General features: G+C 74.7%; 12 protein-coding genes. 7 read left to right on the plus strand and 5 right to left on the minus strand.

All coding sequences use genetic code 11. From position 1 onward, the window contains the following. Nucleotides 1-13: 13 nt before the first annotated feature. Nucleotides 14-8,017, minus strand: a complete 8,004-nt coding sequence (locus GA0070213_RS16890) for a SpvB/TcaC N-terminal domain-containing protein (protein ID WP_175441374.1) — start codon at nucleotides 8,015-8,017, stop codon at nucleotides 14-16. Between the two features lie 211 nt (nucleotides 8,018-8,228). Between GA0070213_RS16890 and GA0070213_RS16895 the strand changes: the two genes are divergently transcribed. The 5 genes from GA0070213_RS16895 to GA0070213_RS16915 all read left to right on the plus strand — a co-directional run bounded on the left by GA0070213_RS16895 (nucleotide 8,229) and on the right by GA0070213_RS16915 (nucleotide 14,298). After that, entirely contained in the window at nucleotides 8,229-9,419 is a 1,191-nt protein-coding gene (locus GA0070213_RS16895; protein ID WP_091064564.1) for a cellulose binding domain-containing protein, read from the plus strand. A 21-nt stretch (nucleotides 9,420-9,440) separates the two neighbouring features. Further along, entirely contained in the window at nucleotides 9,441-10,571 is a 1,131-nt protein-coding gene (locus GA0070213_RS16900; RefSeq protein ID WP_091064568.1) for a glycoside hydrolase family 53 protein, read from the plus strand. An 18-nt stretch (nucleotides 10,572-10,589) separates the two neighbouring features. Beyond that, on the plus strand, nucleotides 10,590-11,222 hold the full coding sequence (locus tag GA0070213_RS16905; RefSeq protein WP_091064573.1) for a M23 family metallopeptidase: 633 nt from the start codon (nucleotides 10,590-10,592) through the stop codon (nucleotides 11,220-11,222). 156 nt (nucleotides 11,223-11,378) lie between these two features. After that, nucleotides 11,379-13,325: an elongation factor G gene (locus GA0070213_RS16910; RefSeq protein ID WP_245716426.1), complete on the plus strand. Its 1,947-nt coding sequence runs from the start codon at nucleotides 11,379-11,381 to the stop codon at nucleotides 13,323-13,325. A gap of 103 nt (nucleotides 13,326-13,428) precedes the next feature. Beyond that, the gene (locus tag GA0070213_RS16915) at nucleotides 13,429-14,298 is read left to right on the plus strand and encodes a hypothetical protein (RefSeq protein ID WP_091064581.1); all 870 of its coding nucleotides are present in this window, start codon (nucleotides 13,429-13,431) and stop codon (nucleotides 14,296-14,298) included. A gap of 19 nt (nucleotides 14,299-14,317) precedes the next feature. Here GA0070213_RS16915 and GA0070213_RS16920 read toward each other — a convergent pair whose 3' ends face one another. Both GA0070213_RS16920 and GA0070213_RS16925 read right to left on the minus strand, forming a co-directional pair. Next, the gene (locus GA0070213_RS16920; RefSeq protein WP_091064588.1) at nucleotides 14,318-16,912 is read right to left on the minus strand and encodes an ABC transporter permease; all 2,595 of its coding nucleotides are present in this window, start codon (nucleotides 16,910-16,912) and stop codon (nucleotides 14,318-14,320) included. After that, entirely contained in the window at nucleotides 16,909-17,610 is a 702-nt protein-coding gene (locus GA0070213_RS16925; RefSeq protein ID WP_425412839.1) for an ABC transporter ATP-binding protein, read from the minus strand. Before GA0070213_RS16925 ends, GA0070213_RS16920 begins: the two co-directional genes overlap by 4 nt. A gap of 198 nt (nucleotides 17,611-17,808) precedes the next feature. On the opposite strand from GA0070213_RS16925, the gene GA0070213_RS16930 reads away from it, so the two are divergent. Together GA0070213_RS16930 and GA0070213_RS16935 are read left to right on the plus strand one after the other, a co-directional pair. Then, nucleotides 17,809-19,002 (plus strand): sensor histidine kinase, encoded by a 1,194-nt coding sequence (locus GA0070213_RS16930; RefSeq protein ID WP_245716427.1) that lies wholly within the window; start codon nucleotides 17,809-17,811, stop codon nucleotides 19,000-19,002. Next, nucleotides 18,990-19,649: a response regulator gene (locus GA0070213_RS16935; RefSeq protein ID WP_091064594.1), complete on the plus strand. Its 660-nt coding sequence runs from the start codon at nucleotides 18,990-18,992 to the stop codon at nucleotides 19,647-19,649. The genes GA0070213_RS16930 and GA0070213_RS16935 overlap by 13 nt, the downstream gene beginning before the upstream one ends. 57 nt (nucleotides 19,650-19,706) lie before the next feature. Here the strand turns inward: GA0070213_RS16935 and GA0070213_RS16940 are convergent, their stop codons facing one another. Then, nucleotides 19,707-20,150 (minus strand): OsmC family protein, encoded by a 444-nt coding sequence (locus GA0070213_RS16940; protein WP_091064600.1) that lies wholly within the window; start codon nucleotides 20,148-20,150, stop codon nucleotides 19,707-19,709. Nucleotides 20,151-20,196: 46 nt separating this feature from the next. Beyond that, nucleotides 20,197-20,730, minus strand: coding sequence for a peptide deformylase (gene def, locus GA0070213_RS16945; RefSeq protein WP_091064602.1), 534 nt, complete (start codon nucleotides 20,728-20,730; stop codon nucleotides 20,197-20,199). Nucleotides 20,731-20,787: the final 57 nt, after the last annotated feature.

The raw sequence follows: 20,787 nt of genomic DNA on the forward strand, positions 1-20,787 counted from the left end.
CCTGGCCCGTCTCTCAGGGGGTGTAGGTCGGGTAGAGGCCCCAGTACGTGCCGGGCGCCGCCTTGTAGACGTGGGTGTAGTAGCCGCTCTGCGTGGTGACCTGGAACTCCTTGCCGGCGAACGGGGTGCCCGGCGCGCCGACGAAGTCGGGGCCGCCCCGGATCAGCGGCAGGTTGTCGCCGGTGTGGATCAGCAACCCGGTCGGCGCCGCGCCGGCGGCCAACGCCCGCTCGACCGCGTGGCCGTACGCCATGCGCTGCCCGAACAGCCCCAGCCCGCCCCAGTCGCGTTCGTAGTTCCGCATGTATTTCCCGGCGAGCACCGGATCCATCCGGAGTCGGGCGTCGACCTGGGAGACCGCGCCCTGGAACACCTGTTGGACGTCCCGCTGCGGCACCGTCGCGCCGGGCAGCACGTTCAGTTGCACCTTCCCGTCGGCGTTGCGCCGGTATCCCGGCGTGTCACCGCCGCCTCCGCCCGACCCGCCGCCGCCTCCGCCCGTGCCGCCACCGCCCCCGCTGCCGCTGCCACCGCCGCTGCCACCGCCGCCGAAGGCGCCGCTGCCGCCACCGCCCTTGCCGCCCAGCCGGCCCGCGCCGGCGCCGACGAACAGGCCCGCCATCACCACGTTGTCGACCGAATTGCCCAGATTGATCATGCGGGCGGCCTCCTGCGCGTCCGCGCCCAGCGCGACCGCCGTCACGCCGTAGAGCGACCCGACGATCGTCGGCTGCTGGATGTTGGCGATCCGCTCGCCCAGCTCGATCGCGTCCAGGTCCTCGGCCGTGCCGGTCCGGCCGCCGGCTCCCATGTAGAGCATCTTGTCCTCGGGGACCACGATCGGCTCCGGCGGTGGGATCAGCGCGTCGGCGAGCACGCCGTACTCGATCGCGCCGACGCCGTACCTGTCCTGGAACGCCTGCGGGGACATGTTCTTGATGTCCTTGGCCAGCCGCTCCTTCGTGATCGGCTTGTTCGGCGTGATGACATCCTGCGCGGTGGCCTTGAACTTGATCCCGACCCGGTCCACCTGGTGCGCGCCGACGTCGACCCACAGCTCGGTGAGCTGTGCCGAGTCGCGGATCGTCACACCCTTGTCCTGGTCGTAGTAGTAGTTCGCGCTCGGGTCCTCGGTCTCGACCTTCTCGAAGCCGGCGGTGCCGCCCGTGTCGGTGCAGCAGACCGGCCGGTTGTGGGCGTACGCCCAGACGTTGATCCCGTCGCCCAGCCCGATCGGGTCCGCCGACGTCCACCGGCCGAGCCAGGGCGCGTAGAAGCGGGCGCCGTGGTAGGCGAAGCCGGTCTCCTCGTCGCGTTCCCGGCCGGTGAACCGGTAGCGCTTCACACTCACCTCCGCCCCGCCCGCCCCGGTCTGCAACGCCGTGGTGCCGAACGGGTGGTACTCCTCGTAGGAGATCAGGCCGCCCACCGCGTCCAGTTCCAGGCAGGCCGAGCCGACCAGGTCGCCGACCTGGTAGCGCAGCACCGCGGCGGGCGCGGGCACGGCCACCCCGTCGGCGACGGTCTGCGTCTCCACCAGCGCCACCGGCTGCGCCCCGTCGAGCACGTGCAGCGTGGTGCGCTCCAGCGTCACCCGCCCGTTGGCGAACTCGCGGTAGCGCTCGAAGCCGGATGCGTACACCCGCTCGCTGCGCACCACCCCGTCGCGCTCGATCACCTTGCGCACCCGGTTGCCCGCGCCGTCGTAGACGTAGTGGGCGACCCCGCCACCGCCCAGGTCGACCCGGCGCAGCCGGTGCGCGTGGTCCCAGCCCAGGCTCAGCGAGTTGAGCGCCGTCAGCACCCCGCCGGCGTCCCGCCCGCCCTCGTCGTAGCGGTAGGTCTCGGTGAACCCACCGAGCGTGCTGCGGGTCAGCCGGTCGCCGACCCGGGTCGGTTCGAGCAGGCTCGGCGTCGCGTACTCGTAGTCGCGCACCCAGGTCGTCGCGCCCGCGACGTGGCGCAGGCGGGTCAGGTTGCCCACCGGGTCGTACTCGTAGTGCTCCACGTAGGAGCGCATCGCCCGCAGGTCGGCCGGGTGCGCGCGGGCGCCGACGAACGGCAGGTCGCGGCGACCGGCGCCGGACGGCGGCGACGGGTCCAGCGCCACCTGCCCGACCTGCTCCCGGCCGCCGGCCGAGAGCAGCCGGTACGCCGCGTCGTAGGTGTACTCGCGCAGCGCCTCCACCCGCCGGTTGTCGAAGAACACCGGGGCCGGGGCGGCGTCGGCGACGCGCAACAGGTTGCCGACCGGGTCGTAGCCGTAGCGCACGTCCTGCACCACCGACGCGTCGGTGAACAGCGGCGACGCCTCGGCCCCGATCGGCGCCCGGGTGGCGCGCCGCGCGGTCAGCCGCGCGGTGACCGGGTCGTACTCCTGCCGGATCGTCACCCCGTTGCCGTAGGAGACCTCGACCCGGCGGCCCCGCGCGTCGTGCTCGACGCCGCGCAGGTACGCCGTGGCCCCCGCCGCGCCGGGGCGCCGCACGTCGACGCGTTCGAGCAGCCCGGCCTCGTTGTAGCCGGGCAGCACCACGCTGCCGTCCGGCGCGGTCACCGTGACGACCTCGTCGCGCGCGTTGTACGTGGTGGCCGTCGTCATCGGCTCGTCGAGCGCCGGCGCGACGGCCGCGCCCCAGTCCGGGTCGGCGGCGTGACCGGTGACCAGGCGGCGACTGCCGCGCAGCGGGTTGCCCTTGAAGTCGTAGGCCTGCGGCTGCCCGCTGGCCGGGTCGATGCCGAGGTTCGTCACCACGCCGGCGCTGTCGTAGCGCTGGTAGACGTGGGTGAGCAGGTTCAGGTCCCGGGCCTGCGCGCGGGTCAGGCCGGTCGCCGGGTCGTCGCCGTACACCGTGCGGGCGACCGTGATCTCCAGGCCCGGATCGGCCCCGACCGCGCCGGTGAGGTGCCGGCTCACCGGCCGGCGCAGCGCGTCGTACACGTCCCGGGTGCGCCGACCGTGCCCGTCCCAGGACCGGATCGGCCGCCCGGTGGCGTCGGTGAGCTGCCAGGACTCGCCGGTGTCGGCGCCGGCCTGGTGGATGAGCCCGCCACGCACGTCGTAGGTGAAGCGGGCCGCGGTGCGGCCCAGCCCGTCGACGACCGCGCGTTGCAGCCCGCCACCGTCGATGACGCTGCGGGTCACCACGACCTCCTCGATCGTGGTCCCGGCCCGCTCGTACCGGTTGTGGACCACCGTGCGCACGGCCCGGCCGAGCGGGTCGATCCGCACCAGACCGGGGGTGCCGGCGTGCGCGGCGGCCTTGCGCGCCGCGTCCTGCTCCGCCGGACCCAGCTGCCCGCCGGCGCGCCGCTGGTGCCAGGTCCGCCAGTCCGGCGGCTGCGCGGCGAGGTACGCCGCGACGAGCCCGGCGACGTCGGGATCGGTGCGCGGGTCGTCGAGCACCGTGTCGTTGGCGTCCCAGGTGGCCTGCTGCCACGCGTCGAAGACCACCTTGCCGTAGCCGTGGTCGGGGGACAGGGTGGCGACCACCCGGGCCAGCGGGTCGTAGAACAGCACCGGGCTCACCCCGGTCTCCACCAGCTCCGGCTCGGACTCGAACAGCGGCGTCGCGCTGAAGAACGGCTCGTACCGGCGTACCGGCTTGGCCTTGTTGTTGAACACCGTCCGCCCGGTGCCCACCCAACGCCGGGCCACCGCGCCGATCACCGGCACGCCGCCGCCGTCGCGGCGGAGCGCACCGGGCAGCACGTCACCGGACGGGGCCACCGGGTCGGTCTCGCGCAGCGGCGCCGGGCCCGCCTCCGCCTGGACCTTGCGCTGGATCTCGCGGCCGAAACCGTCGGAGAAGGTGAGGCTGACGCTGATCGGGCCGGCGTGCCCGCCCGGGTCGGCGGCGTGCACCTCGCGCGACAGCCCCACCGCCACCGCGGGCTGCCCGCAGCGGGCGAACCGGTGCAGGTCGTAGACGGTCCTGGTGGTGGCCTGTCCGAGCATCGCCGCGGCGGTGGCGTGCGGATCCGCGACCAGGGCCCGCAGCGCGGCGGGCGCCGGATCCGGGTCGAATCCGGTCACGTCGTCGCCGGCGAGCTGCCCCGCCCGGCCCTGCACGGCCGCGGCGGCCACCAGCCCGAGCGCGTCGAACACGACCGCGCCGCGGTTTCCGTTGGGGTCGGTCACCCGCCACGGCTGGAGCACCCGGTAGTCGTTGGTGGCGGTCCACACCTGCCCGACCGCGTCCCGGGTCGTGGTCACCAGCAGGTCCGCCTCGTCGTAGCCGACGAGCGTGGCCTGGCCGAACGGGTCGACGTACTGGCAGGGCAGGAAGAAGTGCGCCCGCGCGTGGGCCAGCTCCGCCGCCGCGGTCATCACCGGCGCGGCCGGGTCGGCGGACGGGCTGAGCAGCACCCGACCCGACGGCGCCCACCAGCCGCCGTCCATCGCGACGTAGCCGCCCTGATCGCCGCCCGGGCCGGTGAGCACGGACGGGTCGGACAGCAACGGCGCCGCCGGACCGGTGTACGCCTGCGCGACGAGCCCCTCGGTGAGCGCCAGCGTGTACGTCTCGTACGGCAGCGCACGCGACTGCGCCACGCCCAGCGGCAGCGGCCCGGTCAGGTCGTCGCGGCGGTAGAGCGTGCGCGCCCGGGACAGCGGGCGCAGCATCGGCGCCTCCGGCGGGGCGTCCCGCCAGTCCCACCGCTCGAACGGCCACAGCCGGTCCGTCGCCGGCGCGTCGGCACCGATCGGGAACAGCTCCTCGACCAGCGCCGTCAGCGTCTCGTGGCGCAGCGGCAGGACCCGGGTGTCGACCACCTGCGGCTGCGGGCCGCCCACCACCTCGAACGTGGCCGCCTCCACCGGCAGCGCGATCCGGTGCCAGTCGTCCTCGGCGTGGTTGGCCACCCGGGTGGCCCGCAGCAGCAGGTGGGTGGCCAGTTGCTCCGGCAGGTCCACCCCGGGCAGCTGCCGCCGTCGGTACGCGACCGCGAGCGTGCGCAGCACCGTGCCGTACGCGTCGACCGCCACGGTCACCGTGTGGGTCATCCGGGGATCGGCGCGCCGCTTCCCGGCGACGTCGACGAGGACCCGCTCGTAGTTGAGGTCGAGTTGCTCGCGCGGGTGCACCGAGAACACGGCGGACCGGGCCTCGTCGCCGCGTTGCCGCAGCTCGACCGTGTAGTTGCGCTCCGACACGGTGTACGGCCGGTCCTGCGCCTCGCCGCCGTCGAGGGCGTACACCTCCTGGCGCAGCAGGCTGCCGCGCAGCGCCCGCGTCGCCTCCCGGCACTCGCGCGGGGTCAGCGTCACCGGCGTGCGCCCGGCCGGGCCGAGCAGCGCCGACGGGAGCACGGTGTCGTCGAGCAGCAGCGCGGCGGCGTCCGGCTCGCCCGACCCGGGCTCGCCGTCGCCGGCGTCGCCCTCGCGCCAGTAGCCGCGGGCGTACCGGCCGGCCAGGCTCGGGCCCTCGAACCAGGCGCCGGTGTGGTACCAGGTCCGGGTCAGCGCGGGCGGCAGGTCGGAGGCGCGGTCGTGGTTGGACGCCGGGCCGGCCACCGACGGGATGACCACGTCGTCCCACTGCTCGACCATGCCGAACCCGCGGAACTCGCGCTCGTCGGCGTCGTAGTGGCCGTGGTGGTAGGCGTAGCGGGTGGTGAACCGGTTGCCGCTGATCCCGTCGGAGGTCTGCACCTGCGACACCACCTGCACCGGGAACGGCAGGTGGGTCGCCCACGGCCGCCCGTCGCGGGCGTCGCGCAGCGCGTGGACGGTCGACGGCGTGTACCGCACGTCGGTGCGCGCGCCGAGATTGTTCACGATCGCGGTGAGCAGGTGCGGCTTGGCGTCCGTCAACGGCAGGTGACGCAGGTGGTGGCCGGCGTCGCCGGGCAGCGGCGACGACCACACCAGACTCGCGGTGCCGGTGCCCAGCAGGTCCAGCACCTGCACCTCGGCGAGCCGGTCCGCGCCGGGGAAGCCGTCGAGGCGACGCCCCTCGGTCCAGGAGTTGCCGGACTGGTTGAGGAACAGCCGCGCCCCGTCCGGGGCCAGGTAGACCAGGTCGGTCGGGCCGGTGCCGTCCACGTCGGCCAGGCGCAGCCGGGCCGGGTCGAACCGGTCCGGCGCGTCGAACCACGGCGCGGAGTCCATCACGACCTTCGGTCCGAACCGGCCGTGGCCGAGGTTGGGCCAGTAGCAGACCGCACCGTTGCGGATGCGGGCCAGGTCGGTCAGGCCGTCGCCGGACATGTCCGCCAGGAAGATCGTCTGCGTGGCCTCCGCGAACACCAGCCGCGGCCCACCCTGGCCGGTGACCGGCACCCGCACCGCCGGACCGAAGCCGTCCTCGCCGAGCGACGGATACCAGGTGAACCCGTCGCCCTCGGCGATCACCAGGTCGGCGCGCCCGTCCCCGCTCAGGTCGAGCAGCCGCACCCGCGGATCGTCCAGCTCGACCGTCGGCCACGAGCGGAACTGGCGGAACCCGGCCCAGCCCGCCGCGTCGTCGCGCTCCCAGAAACCGCGGGCCGCCTCGTCCAGGACCACCAGGTCGGCCCGGCCGTCCCCGGCCAGGTCCAGCCAGCGGGCCCCCGCGCCCAGGCTCGCCGCCGGACGCGGCGCCACCGGCTGCGGCGCGGCGAACTCGGCGCGCCCGGCCAGCGGGCTGAGGTTGCGTCGGAACCACCAGCCCGCCCCCTCCTCGGTGAGCAGCCCGGCGACGCCGTCGCCGTCCAGGTCCAGCCAGTGCGACTCGTGCAGCCCGCCGGGCAGGTACGCGAGGGTGTCCGGATCCACGGCCTCGCTCGCCCGCACGGCCAGCTCGGCCGCGCTCGGCGCGGCCGAGTAGGTCAGGTCCAGCGGCGGCATCGCGACCCGCAGGTAGCGGTCCGGCGCGTCGGCGGTCGGCTGCGCCCGGTAGCCCGCCGCCTCCACCCGCACGAGCCGCGACACCGCCGGTCCCTCGTCGTAGGTCAGGTCGGTCGAGCGCACCAGGCAGTCGGCGCGGCCCAGCTCGCGCGGGAAGCGGTGGAACATCAGCACCCGGCGGCACAGGCGGTGGGTGCGGACCTCGAACCCCGACCGGTACGACGACGTCGCGTCCTGCCGGGCCGGCCACGTCCCCGCCCCGGCGGCGCGGGCGCTGACGAACTCCCGCTGGTCCGGACCGGTCGGCAGCGCGGTGACGTGCCCTTGGCCGTAGTCGAGGACCACCTCGAACAGCCACGTGTCGTCGGGCAGGGTGCGCGGGTCGCGCGGGTCGCCGTCGCCGTCCAGCGCGGGTCGCCGGTTGCCGTAGCGGACCGTGCGCAGGTAACGCCCGGCGGGGCGCTGCCGTCCGGCCTCGCTGACCGCCCCGGTCGGCACGTTCGCGTCGTCCTCGGCGGCGTACCCGTAGAGGATCGCGTCGCCGGTGTCCTCCTGGACGTGGGACACCAACCAGGAGTAGATCCGGGTCGGGTCGGCGGGGTCGGCGATCCGGCTGGCCGCGTCGCGGCCGAACACGGACACCAGGTTCGCGCCGGAGACGGTGCGCCAGAACACGTCGGTCGGGTCGGTCAGGCTGCTCCACCGTTCGACGCGGGTGTACGCCCCCTCGACCCGGGGCCGGTAGCGGCGTACCCGGTAGCCCTCGCGCACCCGCTCGACGACGACCCCGGCCGCGTCGACGGCAGGCACCAGATCCTCGTCGCCTGCCAGCTGGAACGTGTCGGCGTCGGCGCGCTCGCCGTGGCCGTCCTGGTAGGTCGGCACCCCACGGTCGGTGCGGCGGCTGATCGCCGGCACGGACAGCTGCCAGCCCAGCCCGAACGGGCCGTTGCCCGCCCCGGAGTCGTAGGCCAGCGCGAGCTGTGGACCGAGCCCACCACGGCCGGGACTGACCTGCACCGGGATGCTCAGCGAGCCGGTGCCGGTGACCGGGCTGGCGGCGAACGTCTCGCCCATGCCGCGGATCGCGCCACCGGCGCGGGGCAGGGTGGGCGTGGGGGCGCGGTCGGACGCCGCCGGCGCGGTCGTGGCCGCGCCGCCGTCGTCCGGCGTGAACGTGTTCACCTGGACCGGCTCCTCCCGACGGGCGGGCGCCGCACTGCCGCGAATCGCTGGCCGCAGTCGCGATGACGCTGCGATTGTGCGCCTCGGCGACGACCAAACCTGATCTAGAGTCGGATAGCCGCTATCCGATGCCGTGGCCCGGCGCGGACCGCCGCCGACCGAGCGGTGAGACACGTTGGCGATCATCGATGTCTTGCGGCATCGTCGAGGTATGACAGGCGTCTCCCCGCCCTCGCTGCCGCGCCGCCCGCGGCCGGGCCCCCTGGCCGCCGTCCTCATGCCGGCCGCGATGCTCGGCGCCGCGCTGGGCGTCGTGCCGGTGGCCGGCGCGGGCGCCGCGGCCCCCGCCGCGCACCCCGTGGTCGCCCCGGCGCCCGGCCGGGTCGCGGTGTCCGCCCCGGAGCCGACCGGAACGGCGCCGCCGACGCCGACCGTGTCGCTCAGCACGCCGAACACCTCGCCCTTCCCGCCGGGCGCGCCCACGAACCTGACCGCCGGCCCGGTCCGGTCCGGGTCGGTCACCCTCACCTGGACCGCCGCCAGGCCCGGTTGCTGCGCCGTCGTCGGCTACGACATCACCTACTACCAGGCGTTCGACGACGTCATCTACAGCGCCGCCGTCGGGGCCGTCACCACCACCACGATCACCAACTACCTCCAGCCCGGCCGGCAGTACTCGTTCCGGGTGGCCGCCCGCGACAGCCTCGGACACCGCTCGGCCTCGACGGACACGCTGACCGTGGTCACCCCGGTGACCGACACCGGCCCGGACACCACCCCGCCGAGCGCCCCGCAGAACCTGACCGTGAGCGAGGTGACCGCCTCGACCGCCCGGCTGTCCTGGTCGCCGTCGACGGACGACGCCGGCGTGCTCGGGTACAACGTCTACCGCTTCGACGGCTGGTTCTCCTCGACACTGGTCGCCACCGTGCCGGGGACGACGTACACGGCGTCGCTGCCGCCGCCGACGCCGCTGACCAACCTCTACTACGTGCGGGCCCGGGACGCGGTGGGCAACGTGTCGATCGCGTCCAACACGGTCACCCTGCCCACCACGTCCACCCCGACGCCCCCACCGCCGTCGACCTGCCGGGTGACCTACCGCAACCAGTCCGAGTGGCAGGGCGGTTTCGTGGCCACCGTGACGGTCCAGAACACCGGGTCGGCGCCGGTCGACGGCTGGACCGTCACCTTCGGCTTCCCCGGTGACCAGCAGGTCACCTCGGGCTGGAACGCCACCCTCGGCCAGACCGGCCCCACCGTCACCGCCCGCAACGTCGACTGGAACCGCGTCCTCGCGCCGAACAGCTCCGCGACCTTCGGCCTGCAGGGGCGGTGGAGCGCCAGCGACGCACCGCCGACCGGCTTCTCGCTCAACGGCGCCGTCTGCGCCGTGGGCTGAGCGCCCGTGAGAAGGAGTCCCGTGAGCACACCCCCGCGCCGCCGCCGTCGGGCCCTGATCGGGGCCGTCACGGCCGTCGTCCTCGCGGTACCCGCGATGCTCGGCGGCGCCCCCGCGCCCGCCGCGGCCGCGAACACGCTCGGCATGCGCGGCGCCGACGTCTCCTCGTTGCAGCGCAGCCTGGACCTGGGCGCCCGCTACTACGACGCCGCCGGCGTCGCCCGTGACCCGCTGGACATCCTGAGGTCCGTCGGCGTCAACTACGTCCGGCTGCGCGTCTGGAACGACCCGATCAGCGGCTACAACAACAAGAGCAGGCTGTTGGCCCAGGCGCGGGTGGCCAAGGCGAAGGGCCTGAAGGTGCTCGTCGACTTCCACTACTCCGACACCTGGGCCGACCCGGGCAAGCAGTACAAGCCGGCCGCCTGGGCCGGCCACGGCCTGAGCCAGTTGCGGACCGACGTGTACGCCTTCACCTACGACGTCTGCACCAGCCTCCGGGGGCAGGGCACGCCACCGGACAGCGTGCAGATCGGCAACGAGATCAACGTCGGGATGCTGTGGAACGAGGGCAGGGTCGTCAACAACGACTTCGCTCCGCTGGCCGGGCTGCTCAAGCAGGGCTACGACGCGACCAAGGCGTGCGGCGGCGGCATCCAGGTGATGATCCACACCGCGGACGCCGACAGCAACGCCAACGCCCGGTGGTTCTACGACGGCATCCGCGCCCAGGGCGTGCGGTGGGACATCACCGCGCTGTCCTACTACTGCATGTGGCACGGCTCCCTGGCGAACCTCTACGACAACATCGTCGACCTGCGCGGCCGCTACGGCAAGCCGGTGGTGATCGCGGAGACCGCGTACCCCTTCACCCGGAACAACGCGGACAGCGAGCCGAACGCCGTCGGCGACGCGACCTGCGACGGCATCGGTGCGACCTGGTCCGGGCAGGCCCAGGAGTTCGACTGGGTGCAGAACACGGCCCGCAACGCGGGAGCCGTCGGCGTCTTCTACTGGGAACCGACCTGGTACGCGGTCCGCGGCAACGGCTGGGACCCGGCGAACATCAACGGCACCGGGAACCAGTGGGACAACATGGCGGTCTTCGACTGGTCCGGGCGGGTGAACCCGGGCGTACGCTGGACACCCTGATCCGCAGCCGCGCGTGTCATGCTTCCCACGGTGACCGCCGAGCCTCCTGAGCATCCCCGCCGCCGGGCGACCCGCGTGGCGTCGGCCGTCGGCGCCCTCGCGGCGCTGGCCGCCGGCGCGGCGGTCGTGGTGCCGCTGCTGTCGCCACCGGGCCCACGGCCGGCGTTCCAGCTCCCGGTGGCCTGCGGCGAGACGTGGCGGCTGTCCACCTATCCCGGCCACGACGACTACGACGTCGACCTGTACCCGACCACCGGCGCGGCGTGGGGGCGGCCGGTGCTGGCCTCCGCCGCCGGCACGGTCGACGTGGCCGGGATCAACGGCTCGCTCGGCGGTCGTACCCCGCAGGACCCGGACGGGCCGAAGGGCCGGGGCGGCGGCTACTGGGTCACGATCGACCACGGCGGGAAGTGGCAGACGCAGTACCTGCACCTGCTGGAGCCGCCGCTGGTCACCGCCGGCCAGCGGGTGGCCCGTGGCGAGCAACTCGGGCGCGTCGGCAGCACCGGCAACTCCGGCGCCCCGCACCTGCACTACGAGCAGCGCCGCGGCCGGGCGAAGGTGGAGGCCCACTTCGACGGCGTGCCGTCGGGCATCACGTCCGACGACCGCGAGTACACGGTTCGGCGCACCAGCGCGAACTGCCCGTAGGGCCCGGTCGCCGGACGCCGAAATCGGTGGCGACGGTCGCCGCCGGCATGTGAACCTGGGACCGGCCACCACCACCACGACGAGGAGTGACGATGCGAGCAGATTCCACGCCCCGGACCCTGGACCGTCCTACCGTGGAGTTCTGCCTTGGCCTTGTTGAACCTCGGAATCGTCGCCCATGTTGACGCCGGAAAGACCAGCCTGACCGAACGGCTGCTCTACGAGGCCGGCGCCGTCGCCCACCTGGGCAGCGTCGACGCCGGCACCACGCGGACCGACTCGATGGAGTTGGAGCGCCGGCGCGGCATCACCATCCGGGCCGCCGTCACCTCGATCACGATCGGTGACCTGCGCGTCAACCTGCTGGACACCCCCGGCCACCCCGACTTCATCGCGGAGGTCGAGCGGTCGCTGGCCGTGCTGGACGCCGCCGTGCTCGTGGTGTCGAGCGTCGAGGGCGTCCAGCCGCAGACCGTCGCCATCTGGCGGGCGTTGCGCCGCATCGGCGTACCGACGGTGTTCTTCCTCAACAAGGTGGACCGCCGCGGCGCCGACGTCGACCGGGTCACGGCCCAGCTGCGCCGGCGGCTCGGCGCCCGCCCCGTCGTGCTCACCACCGTCGCCGGTCAGGGCGCGGGCGACGCCCGGGTACGCGCCGTCGACCTCGACGCCGAACCGGTGGTGGAGGCCGTGGCGGAGGTCGACGACGCGGTCGCGGCGCGATGGCTGACCGACGAGCCGGTGCGGGTGCGCGACGTCCGGCGCGCGATCCGGAACGCGGTACGCCACGGCGGGATCAGCCCGGTGGCGTGCGGTTCGGCGATCACCGGCGCCGGGGTACGGCAGCTGTGCCGCCTCCTCACCGACCTGCTGCCGCGCGGCGAGGAGCGGGACGGCCCGCCGGCGGGGACGGTCTTCGCCGTCGACCGGGACGGGCAGGGCCGGCGGGCCTGGCTCCGGTTGTGGTCCGGGCAGCTGCGGGTGCGGGACCGGGTGCGCCTGGCCGGGGCCCGCCCCCAGACGGTCACCCAGATCGCGGTCATCGAGCCGGACGGCGTCCTGGTGCGCCCCTCGGTGTCCGCCGGGCAGATCGCCGCGGTGCGCGGCCTGTCCGCCCGGATCGGCCAGCACATCGGGGACCCGCCGCGGCGGCACGCCTACCGGTTCCCGCCGCCGACCAGGCAGGCGGTCGTCGAGCCGGTCGAACCGGAGCAGCGCCTGGCGATGTTCGCCGGCCTGGCCGAGCTGGCCGACGAGGATCCGCTGGTGGACCTGCGGCTCGACGAGCAGCGGTCGGAGGCGGTGATCCGCCTGCACGGCGAGGTGCAGAAAGAGGTGCTGGCCGCCCTCATGGCGGACCGGTACGGCGTCCGGGTGCGGTTCTCCGGCACGCTGACGGCCTGCATCGAACGGGTCGCCGGCGTCGGCTGCGCCGAGGAGCGGGTGCGTGAGCGCGGCAACCCGTACCTGGCGGGGCTGGGATTGCGCATCGAGGCCGCGCCGGTCGGGCACGGCGTCGAGTTCCGCGCCGGTGTCGAGCCCGGCCGGCTGCCGCCGGCCTTCGTCGCGGCCACCGAGGAGGGGGTACGGGCCGCGTTCCGGCAGGGTCGGCACGGCTGGCCGGTCACCGACTGCACGGTCACCATGACGGCCTCGACGTACTGGCCGCGACAGAGCAGGCCGCACCAGAAGTTCGACAAGTCCATCTCGACCGTGGCGGCGGACTTCCGCAACCTCGCCCCGGTCGTGGTGGCCACGGCGCTGCGCGCGGCCGGCACCCGGGTGTGCCAGCCGATCGAGCGCTTCGAGGTCAACCTTCCGCAGCACGCGGTGGAGGCGGTGCTGGCGTTGCTCGGCCGGCGGGGAGCGGTCGTCCAGGACACCGCCGTCGCCGGCGGGTACCTCGACGTGAGCGGCACCCTGCCGTCGGCGCGGATCCCGGAGGTGGTCGCCGCGCTTCCCGACCTCACCGGTGGTGCGGCCGTCCTCACCACCACCTTCGACCACTACGCGCCGGTCACCGGGGAGGAGCCGCCGACGCTGCCGCGGCGCGGGCCCGATCCCGACGACCGGGAGGCGTGGTTCCGTGCCGTACCCCGATAGGTCCTCCCACCGGCCGACGCCGCGCGGTGGACCCGTCGCCCACCGTCGAGGCACTGGTCAGGGGCGCGCGGCTCCCGGACCGGGCCGTGACATGATGGCGCTCATGGGAAAGCAGAAGCATGTCGGCGACGCGACCGGTGACGGCGCCGACGCTCGGCTCGCCCTCGCGCGGGATCCCGCCACGCCGCAGATGACCCTCATCGACTTGGCGTCCGACGCGTCGGCCGAGGTCCGCAAGGCGGTCGCGACCCGCGCCGACGCGCCGGCGCAGGCGCTGCGACCGCTGACCCGGGACCACGACCGTCACGTCCGGGAGGCCGTGGCGAGGAACCCCTCGACCTCGGTCGGCAACCTCCTGCGACTCGTCCGGGACGCCGACCGGTGGGTCCGCTGGGCGGTCGCCGGCAACCCGGCCTGCGACGAGTCGGTTCGTCGGGTGATGGCGGAGGCCCCCGACAAGGAACTGCGCGGTCTCCTCGCGGAGACGCGCGAGCTGGAGCCCGAGGTGGCCGCGCGGCTGGTCCACGACGTCTCACCGGAGGTACGGGAACGTCTCGCCACCCACACCCACGACCCCGACGTGATCACGGCCCTGATGGCCGATCGCACCGCACGTGTGCGCAAGGGGCTCGCCCGCAACCCGCGCACCACCGCCGCCCAGCGCAGCGACCTCGCCCGCGACCCGGTGGTGGACGTCCGCGCCGCGCTGGTGCTCGCGGTCGGGCTGGACGAGGCGGATCTGCGACGCCTGCTCGACGACCGCTCGGTGCAGGTCCGGACGGCGATGGCGAGGTCGGAGATGATCCCGCCGCACATCCGGCAGGAGCTCGGTCGCGATCCCGACGAGATGGTCGCCGGCGTCGCGCGGGACTTCCGCCCCGGGTCGGGAAACGCCCCGGTGGTACGGGCCGCGCGGGCCGGCCACCAGTCCTCCGGCAGCGGTCGGGGCCGGCCGGGCAGTCCCCGGCGCTGAGGAGGACGGCGGGGGCGCCTCACTCGCGACCGCCGATCGCCTCGACCGGTGGGAGCCGCATCGTGATGCGGGTCGCTGTCGTCAGCGCACCCCAGGACAGCATGGTCGTCAACGCCACGATCGCGGCGAGGCCACCGACCGGGATGCCGGGGACGGGCGACCTCGTCAGCGCGAGGCTGAAGCCGACCAGCGGCGCAACGGCTGCCAGCAACCCGAGCGTCAGCGCCGCGACGATCACGATCCGGGCCTCGCCGTTCATCATCGCCCGGACCTGGCCGGCGCCGGCGCCGACGAGCCGCAGAATCGCGAATTCCCGAACCCTCGCCGTCGTCGCCATCACCAGCGTGTTGACCACGGTGATGGCGAGATAGCCCAGCAGCACGGCCTGGAACATCAGGTCGAGCGCCCAGTCGCCCGCACCGGCGACGCCGGGCGCGGTCGCGAACGCGTCGCGGCCCCCCACCCGCACGGTCGGATACGGCCGTACGGCGTCGCGCAGCGCTTCGGCGAGCGCCGCCGCGCCTGTTCCGTCCGCGGCCCTGACCAGCACCGCGGTGTCGACCCGCGAGGTGGTGTGCGCGACGACGAGGTCGTTGGGCAGGGTGACGTCGCCGAAGCCCAAACCGTTCTCGTAGACCGCCAGCACCCGCGGCCTGAGCACGGTCCCGTCGCCGAGGCGCAGCTCGACCGTCCCGCCGACCTCTGCGCGGGTGGTCCGCGCCGCGACGCGGCTCAGCGCCACCGTCTCGCCCCGCAGGCCCGTGAGGTCGCCGCGGAGCACCGCCAGGTCCATCGTCCGCGCGAGCCCGTCCGGGGTGACCCCCTGCGCCGCGTAGACCCTGGTGTTGACGCCGTCCTCGGCGGGAAACGTCACGAGCACCTGGGTCCGCGCCACGGGCGTCACCACGGCGACCCCGGCCGCGCCGCGCACCGCGTCCACGACCTGCGGCGCCATCCCGGAGGACGCGGTCAGCACCCGGTCGGCGCGCAGCCCGCCGTCCACCTGCCGCTGCGCGCCGGCGATGGACGTGGCGGCGCCGCACACCTGCACGGCGGCCAGGGCCACGCCCATGGCCAGTGGCGTGGTGGCCGCGCCGAGCCGCCGCCAGCCGGCTCGCGCGGCGGCCCCGGCGAGGTACCCGCCGGCCGAGGTCGGAGGGTTCAGCAGCCGGCCGAACACGCGCAGGAGGCCACGCAGCGGCAGCGGCCCGAGACACCCGAGCGCCGCGACGAACACCAGCACCGCGCTCGCCGCGGTGTCGGGGACCGAGTCGCCGGCCGACGCGACGTCACCCACGGTCAGCAGCAGCCCCAGCGGGACGAGCAGGACGCCGACGAGCACCCGGAGGCGGCCGAGCCTCGGCGGTTCGACCTCGGCCTCCCCGAGCGCCTGGACCGGGCTGAGCCGGGTCGCCCGGCGGGCGACCAGCCAGCCGGAGAGCCTCGCGCCGACCAGGCAGAGGAGCAGCGCGGCCAGGGTGGGCGCCGGGTGCACCCGCATCGGGAAGTCCGGCGGCATGGCGCCCGCACCGACGAACACCGCGCGCATCGCGAACGCGAGCGCGATGCCGGGAACCGTGCCGACCAGGGCGCCCGCCAGCGCCACCAGTGTCATCTCGGCGCCGACCATCCGGCGGATCTGTCGGGGCGTCGCGCCGATCGCGCGCAGCAGCGCCAGTTCGCGGCGGCGCTGCCGCAACGACAGCCCCAGCGTGCTGCCCACCACGAACATCACGATCAGCACCATCGTCCCGCCGAAGGACGCCGCGGTCTCCACCACGAGCGTCCGGGCGTCGCCGACGTCCAGGAACTCCACGTCACCGCGGCCCGTGCCGGTGTGGACCACCGCCTCCGGCACGGCGGCGCCGATCCGTGCGGCGAGCGCCTCCGGTGTCACGCCGGGCGCGGCGAGCACGCCGACGGCGTCCACCCGGTGCGGATGTCCGGACAACTCGCGCGCCCGGTCGTCGGTGAAGAAGACGGCGGACTGACGACGCAAGCCGTCCCCCGGTGGCTCGGCGAGGCCCACCACCCGGTAGGACGACGGCACCGAGCCGGACACGATCCGCACGGTGGCGTCCGGCGCCACGCCGACGCGGTCGGCGAGCGCGGCGTCGAGCACCACTTCGTCGGGCCCGGCGGGCACCCGGCCCTGGCCGATCCGGAACGGGCCGAGCGCCGCGGCCGACCAGCCGTGCCCGAGGAGTTCGAGGCCGCCGTCCACCGCGTCACCCGGCACGTCGAGCCCGTCGATCGCCACGTCGACGTCGCCGATCGCGGACGCGACGCCGGGCACCGCGGCCACCGCGGTGACCGTGCCGGCGGGCAGCGTGACGCGCTCGCGATAGCGGATCTCGGACGTCTCGTCCAGCCGGAAGGACTGCGGGGCGCCCAGGACCACCGCCGCGCCCGAGTACCGCTCGGGGGCCACGCCGGCGCCGAGGCCGGACATGAGCAGGGTGCCGCAGGCGGTGATCAGGGCCGAGCCCGCGAGGAGCGCGACGAAGGAGCCGACGAAGCCGCCCCGGCGGCCCCGGACGGTGCGCCAGGCCAGTGACAGGTCGCGGGGCAGCGGCACCCCCACGAGAACCAGCCGTCCTACCCGGCGGATCATCCGGCGTTCCGCCGGGCCAGGCGCGCGGCGACCTGCTCCGGGGTGGGGCGGGTCAGCTCACCCGCGAGCCGACCGTCGGCCAGGAAGACCACCGCATCGGCGTACGCGGCGGCGACCGGGTCGTGCGTGACCATCAGCACCGTCTGGCCCATGGCGTCCACCACCCGCCGCAGCAGCGCCAGGACCTGCGCGGCGGAGCGGGTGTCCAACGCGCCGGTCGGCTCGTCCGCGACCACCACGTCCGGGCGGGTGATCAACGCGCGGGCGATCGCCACCCGCTGCTGCTGGCCGCCCGACAGCTCGTGCGGGCGTCGGGAGTGGTGCTCGCCGAGACCGACCGCGGTGAGCACCTCCCGCAGGACCCCAGGATCGGCGCGGCGGTCCGCGAGGCGCAGCGGCAACGTCACGTTGCCCTCGACCGTCAGCGAGGCCAGCAGGTTGTACGCCTGGAAGACGAAACCGATCCGTTCCCGCCGCACCTCGGTGAGGCGGGACTCGCTCAGGCCGCCGAGTTCGAGGTCGCCCAGCCGGACCGAGCCCGAGGTCGGCCGGTCCAGGCCGGCCGCGCAGTTGAGCAGCGTGCTCTTGCCGGAACCGGACGGCCCCATCACCGCGGTGAACGTGCCGCGCGGGAACCCGACCGTCACCGCGTCCAGGGCGGGCACGGTGGTCCTCCCCGATCGGTACCGCCTGGACACCGACTCCAGGCGCACCGCGTACGCCGGGGTCCCGGTCGTCGCGGCGCGCGCGCCGCCGCCTTCCGACGGATCTCTCGTTGATCTCACGCCGTCCGACGGTAGGTCCGCCGGCGGCCCGGACCGATACCCCGTGCCACCGGACAGGAGGTACAGCCAGCTGTAGTGACGCGGTGGCCGGCAGCGGGCAGACTCGGCACCGTGCCGGAGTCGCGAGCTTCCCCGCAGGTGCCACGTGGGCGGTGGACGCGGACGCGTCGCGCCGCCGTCTACCTGGTGGGTTCGCTGTTCTCCGCCGTCGCCACGCTGCTCGCCCTGCCGCTGCTGTGCGTCCCACGGCTGGCCCGGCTCTGGGCGGGGTGGCACCGGGACCGCGCGGGACGGCTGCTCGCGCCGGAGTCGGCACCGACGCCCGCCGGCCACCCGGCCGGCCACACCGCCCGCGCGCTGCTCTGGCTGCCGGTGAACGTGCTGACCGGGGTGGCGCTCGGCCTGACGGCGTTGCTGTGCGTCGGCAACATCGCGGTCGCGGTGATCGCGACACCCCTCTGGTGGGCGTTCAGCCCGCCGGAGCGGCCACGGCTCTTCGTCGACGTCCCGGTGCCCGACTGGACGACCGCGCTCACCCTCGGTCCGGTGCAGATCGGTGTGCTCACCGCCGTGGCGTACCTCGTCCTCCCGCCGCTGGCCGACGCCCACGCCCGGATCTGTCTCGCGGTGGCCTCGCCGGGCCCGACGGACGAGCAGCTCGTCGAACGGGTCGCCGTGCTGACCCGCACCCGCGCGGACGTGCTCGACGCGCACGGCGCGGAGCTGCGCCGGATCGAACGCGACCTGCACGACGGCACCCAGGCCCGCCTCGTGGCCATCGCGATGCGGCTCGCCGTGGCGCGGCAGGCGTTCGCCGGCGAGACGCGCGACGATCAGCTCGTGGCGGAGCTGCTGCGGGACGCGCACGAAGGGACCGAGGAGGCGATGACCGAGCTGCGGGAGGTGATCCGGACGGTGTATCCGCCGATCCTCGCCGACCGGGGCCTCGACGGCGCGCTGACCGCCGTGACCGGCCGTTGCGGCGTGCCGACCCGGCTGGACATCGGCGACCTCGGGCGGGTCCCGGCGGCCACCGAGGCCATCGTCTACTTCGCCGTCGCCGAGGCGCTCACCAACGTCGCCAAGCACAGCCGGGCGAGCGCGGCCGGCGTACGCCTCCGGCGCGCGGCCGACCGGTTGTCGGTGGTGATCACCGACGACGGCGTCGGCGGCGCCGACGACCGGCGGGGCACCGGCATCGCCGGGATCCGGCGTCGGGTGCTCGCCCTCGACGGCACCGTGAACCTCGACAGCCCGACCGGCGGCCCGACGACCGTCACCGTGGAGCTGCCGTGCGGGTGGTGATCGCCGAGGACAACGTCCTGCTCTCCACCGGCCTGGAGCTGTTGCTGGGCCGCGCGGGCTTCCAGATCGCGGCCGTCGTCGACGACGCGGCCGGTTTCCTCACGGCGGTACGCCGGCACCGACCCGACGTGACGATCGTCGACGTCCGGCTGCCGCCGTCCTTCCGCGACGAGGGGATCCGGGCCGCCCTGGAGGCCCGCCGTGAGCACCCCGGCCTGCCGGTCCTGGTGCTGTCGCAGTACGTCGAGCAGCAGTACGCCGCCGAGCTGCTGTCCAGCCCCGGTGGCGGCGTCGGCTATCTCCTGAAGGACCGCGTCAGCCGGGTGGACGGCTTCGTCGACGCCCTGCGCCGTGTCGCCGACGGTGGCACCGCGATGGACCCGGAGGTCATCGCGCAGCTCGTGCACCGTGCCGGCGACCCGATCGCCGCCCTCACCGCCCGCGAGCGAGAGGTGCTCGCGCTGATGGCGCAGGGGCACGACAACACCGCCATCGCCCGGCAGCTCGTCGTCACCGACAACGCCGTCCACAAGCACATCGGCAACATCTTCGCCAAGCTCGGCCTCGCCGTCACCGACAGCGGCCACCGCCGCGTCCTCGCGGTTCTCGCCTACCTCAACGCCGCCGGTGGGGCGCTCGGCGCCTGACCGGTCGGGCGGGCGGCACCCGGCCGTCGCACGGGCCGGCGCCGCCGCACGCCCACCTCAGCCCTCGGAAGGGCCGGCGACGTTGACGACCGTGACCGGGGTGCCCAGCTCGACCGTCCGGGAGACGGTGCAGAGCCGGTCGTGCGACTGGCGCAGTGACCGGGGCAACGCCTCGCGCGCCCGGTCGCCGTCCGGTCCGTCGGGAAAGGTCACGGTGAATTCCACCCGGAGGTCCCGCATCCGGTTGCCGCCGGACTCGTCCCGGATCTTGTCGCCGCTGACCACGACGGAGAAGCTCTCCGGCTCGGCGCGGCGGCTGGTGATGTGGTCGACGTCGACGGCGGTGCACCCGCCGATGGCGGCCAGCAGCAGCTCCACCGGCGTGAAGCTGTCGCCCTGGCCCGAGCCCATGGAGAGGGATCCGCCACGGGCGTTGCGGACGGTGTAGCTCGCCAGGGCGGTGCGCTCGATCTCCACCGAGCGGAACGTGTCGTCAGTCATGACAGCGAACTTACCGAGGCCCGCCGCCGGACGGCGGGACCGGCCCTCAGTGCGGGCTGGTCCTGATCCGGGCGTCGGCCCAGGCCGCCTCGCGGAGCGTGGCGAGGATGCGCTCCTGACCCCGCGGGTCCTGCCGGTCGATGAACAGCACCCCGTCGAGGTGGTCGGTCTCGTGCTGGATGCAGCGGGCCAGCAGCCCGGCGCCGACGACCTGCACCGGGTCGCCGTCCTTGGTGAAGCCTCTCGCCGCCACGTTCATCCGTCGCCTGGTGTCCAGGTAGATCCCGGGGATGGAGAGGCACCCCTCGGGGCCGTCCTGTTCCTCGTCGTCGGGGAAGTCCAGGCCCGGGTTGACGAGGTGGTCGAGTCGCCGCTCGTTGCCGGGGAGGTCCGGGTTGATGGCGAACACCCGCAGGCCGACGCCGATCTGCGGCGCGGCCAGGCCGGCGCCGCGCGCGGCGGCGAGGGTGTCGTTCAGGTCCCGGACCAGCGCGGCCAGCTCCGCGTCGAACGTGGTCACCGGCTCGGCGACCCGGCGCAGCACCGGGTCGCCGACCTTCCGGACGTCCAGCACGGTCATCGGAGCACCTCCCGTCGTCGCGGTGGCTCAGGGGCCGCCGCCCGAAGGTTACCGGTA

The sequence above is a fragment of the Micromonospora humi genome (assembly GCF_900090105.1).
In the GTDB taxonomy this organism is placed as follows: domain Bacteria; phylum Actinomycetota; class Actinomycetes; order Mycobacteriales; family Micromonosporaceae; genus Micromonospora; species Micromonospora humi.

What these genes read in the sequence shown, in the direction of transcription:
- GA0070213_RS16940 (WP_091064600.1), bottom strand. Translation starts at nt 20,150, where the DNA reads ATGACTGACGACACGTTCCGCTCGGTGGAGATCGAGCGCACCGCCCTG.
- GA0070213_RS16895 (WP_091064564.1), top strand. Translation starts at nt 8,229, where the DNA reads ATGACAGGCGTCTCCCCGCCCTCGCTGCCGCGCCGCCCGCGGCCGGGC.
- GA0070213_RS16915 (WP_091064581.1), top strand. Translation starts at nt 13,429, where the DNA reads ATGGGAAAGCAGAAGCATGTCGGCGACGCGACCGGTGACGGCGCCGAC.
- GA0070213_RS16920 (WP_091064588.1), bottom strand. Translation starts at nt 16,912, where the DNA reads ATGATCCGCCGGGTAGGACGGCTGGTTCTCGTGGGGGTGCCGCTGCCC.
- def (WP_091064602.1), bottom strand. Translation starts at nt 20,730, where the DNA reads ATGACCGTGCTGGACGTCCGGAAGGTCGGCGACCCGGTGCTGCGCCGG.
- GA0070213_RS16905 (WP_091064573.1), top strand. Translation starts at nt 10,590, where the DNA reads ATGCTTCCCACGGTGACCGCCGAGCCTCCTGAGCATCCCCGCCGCCGG.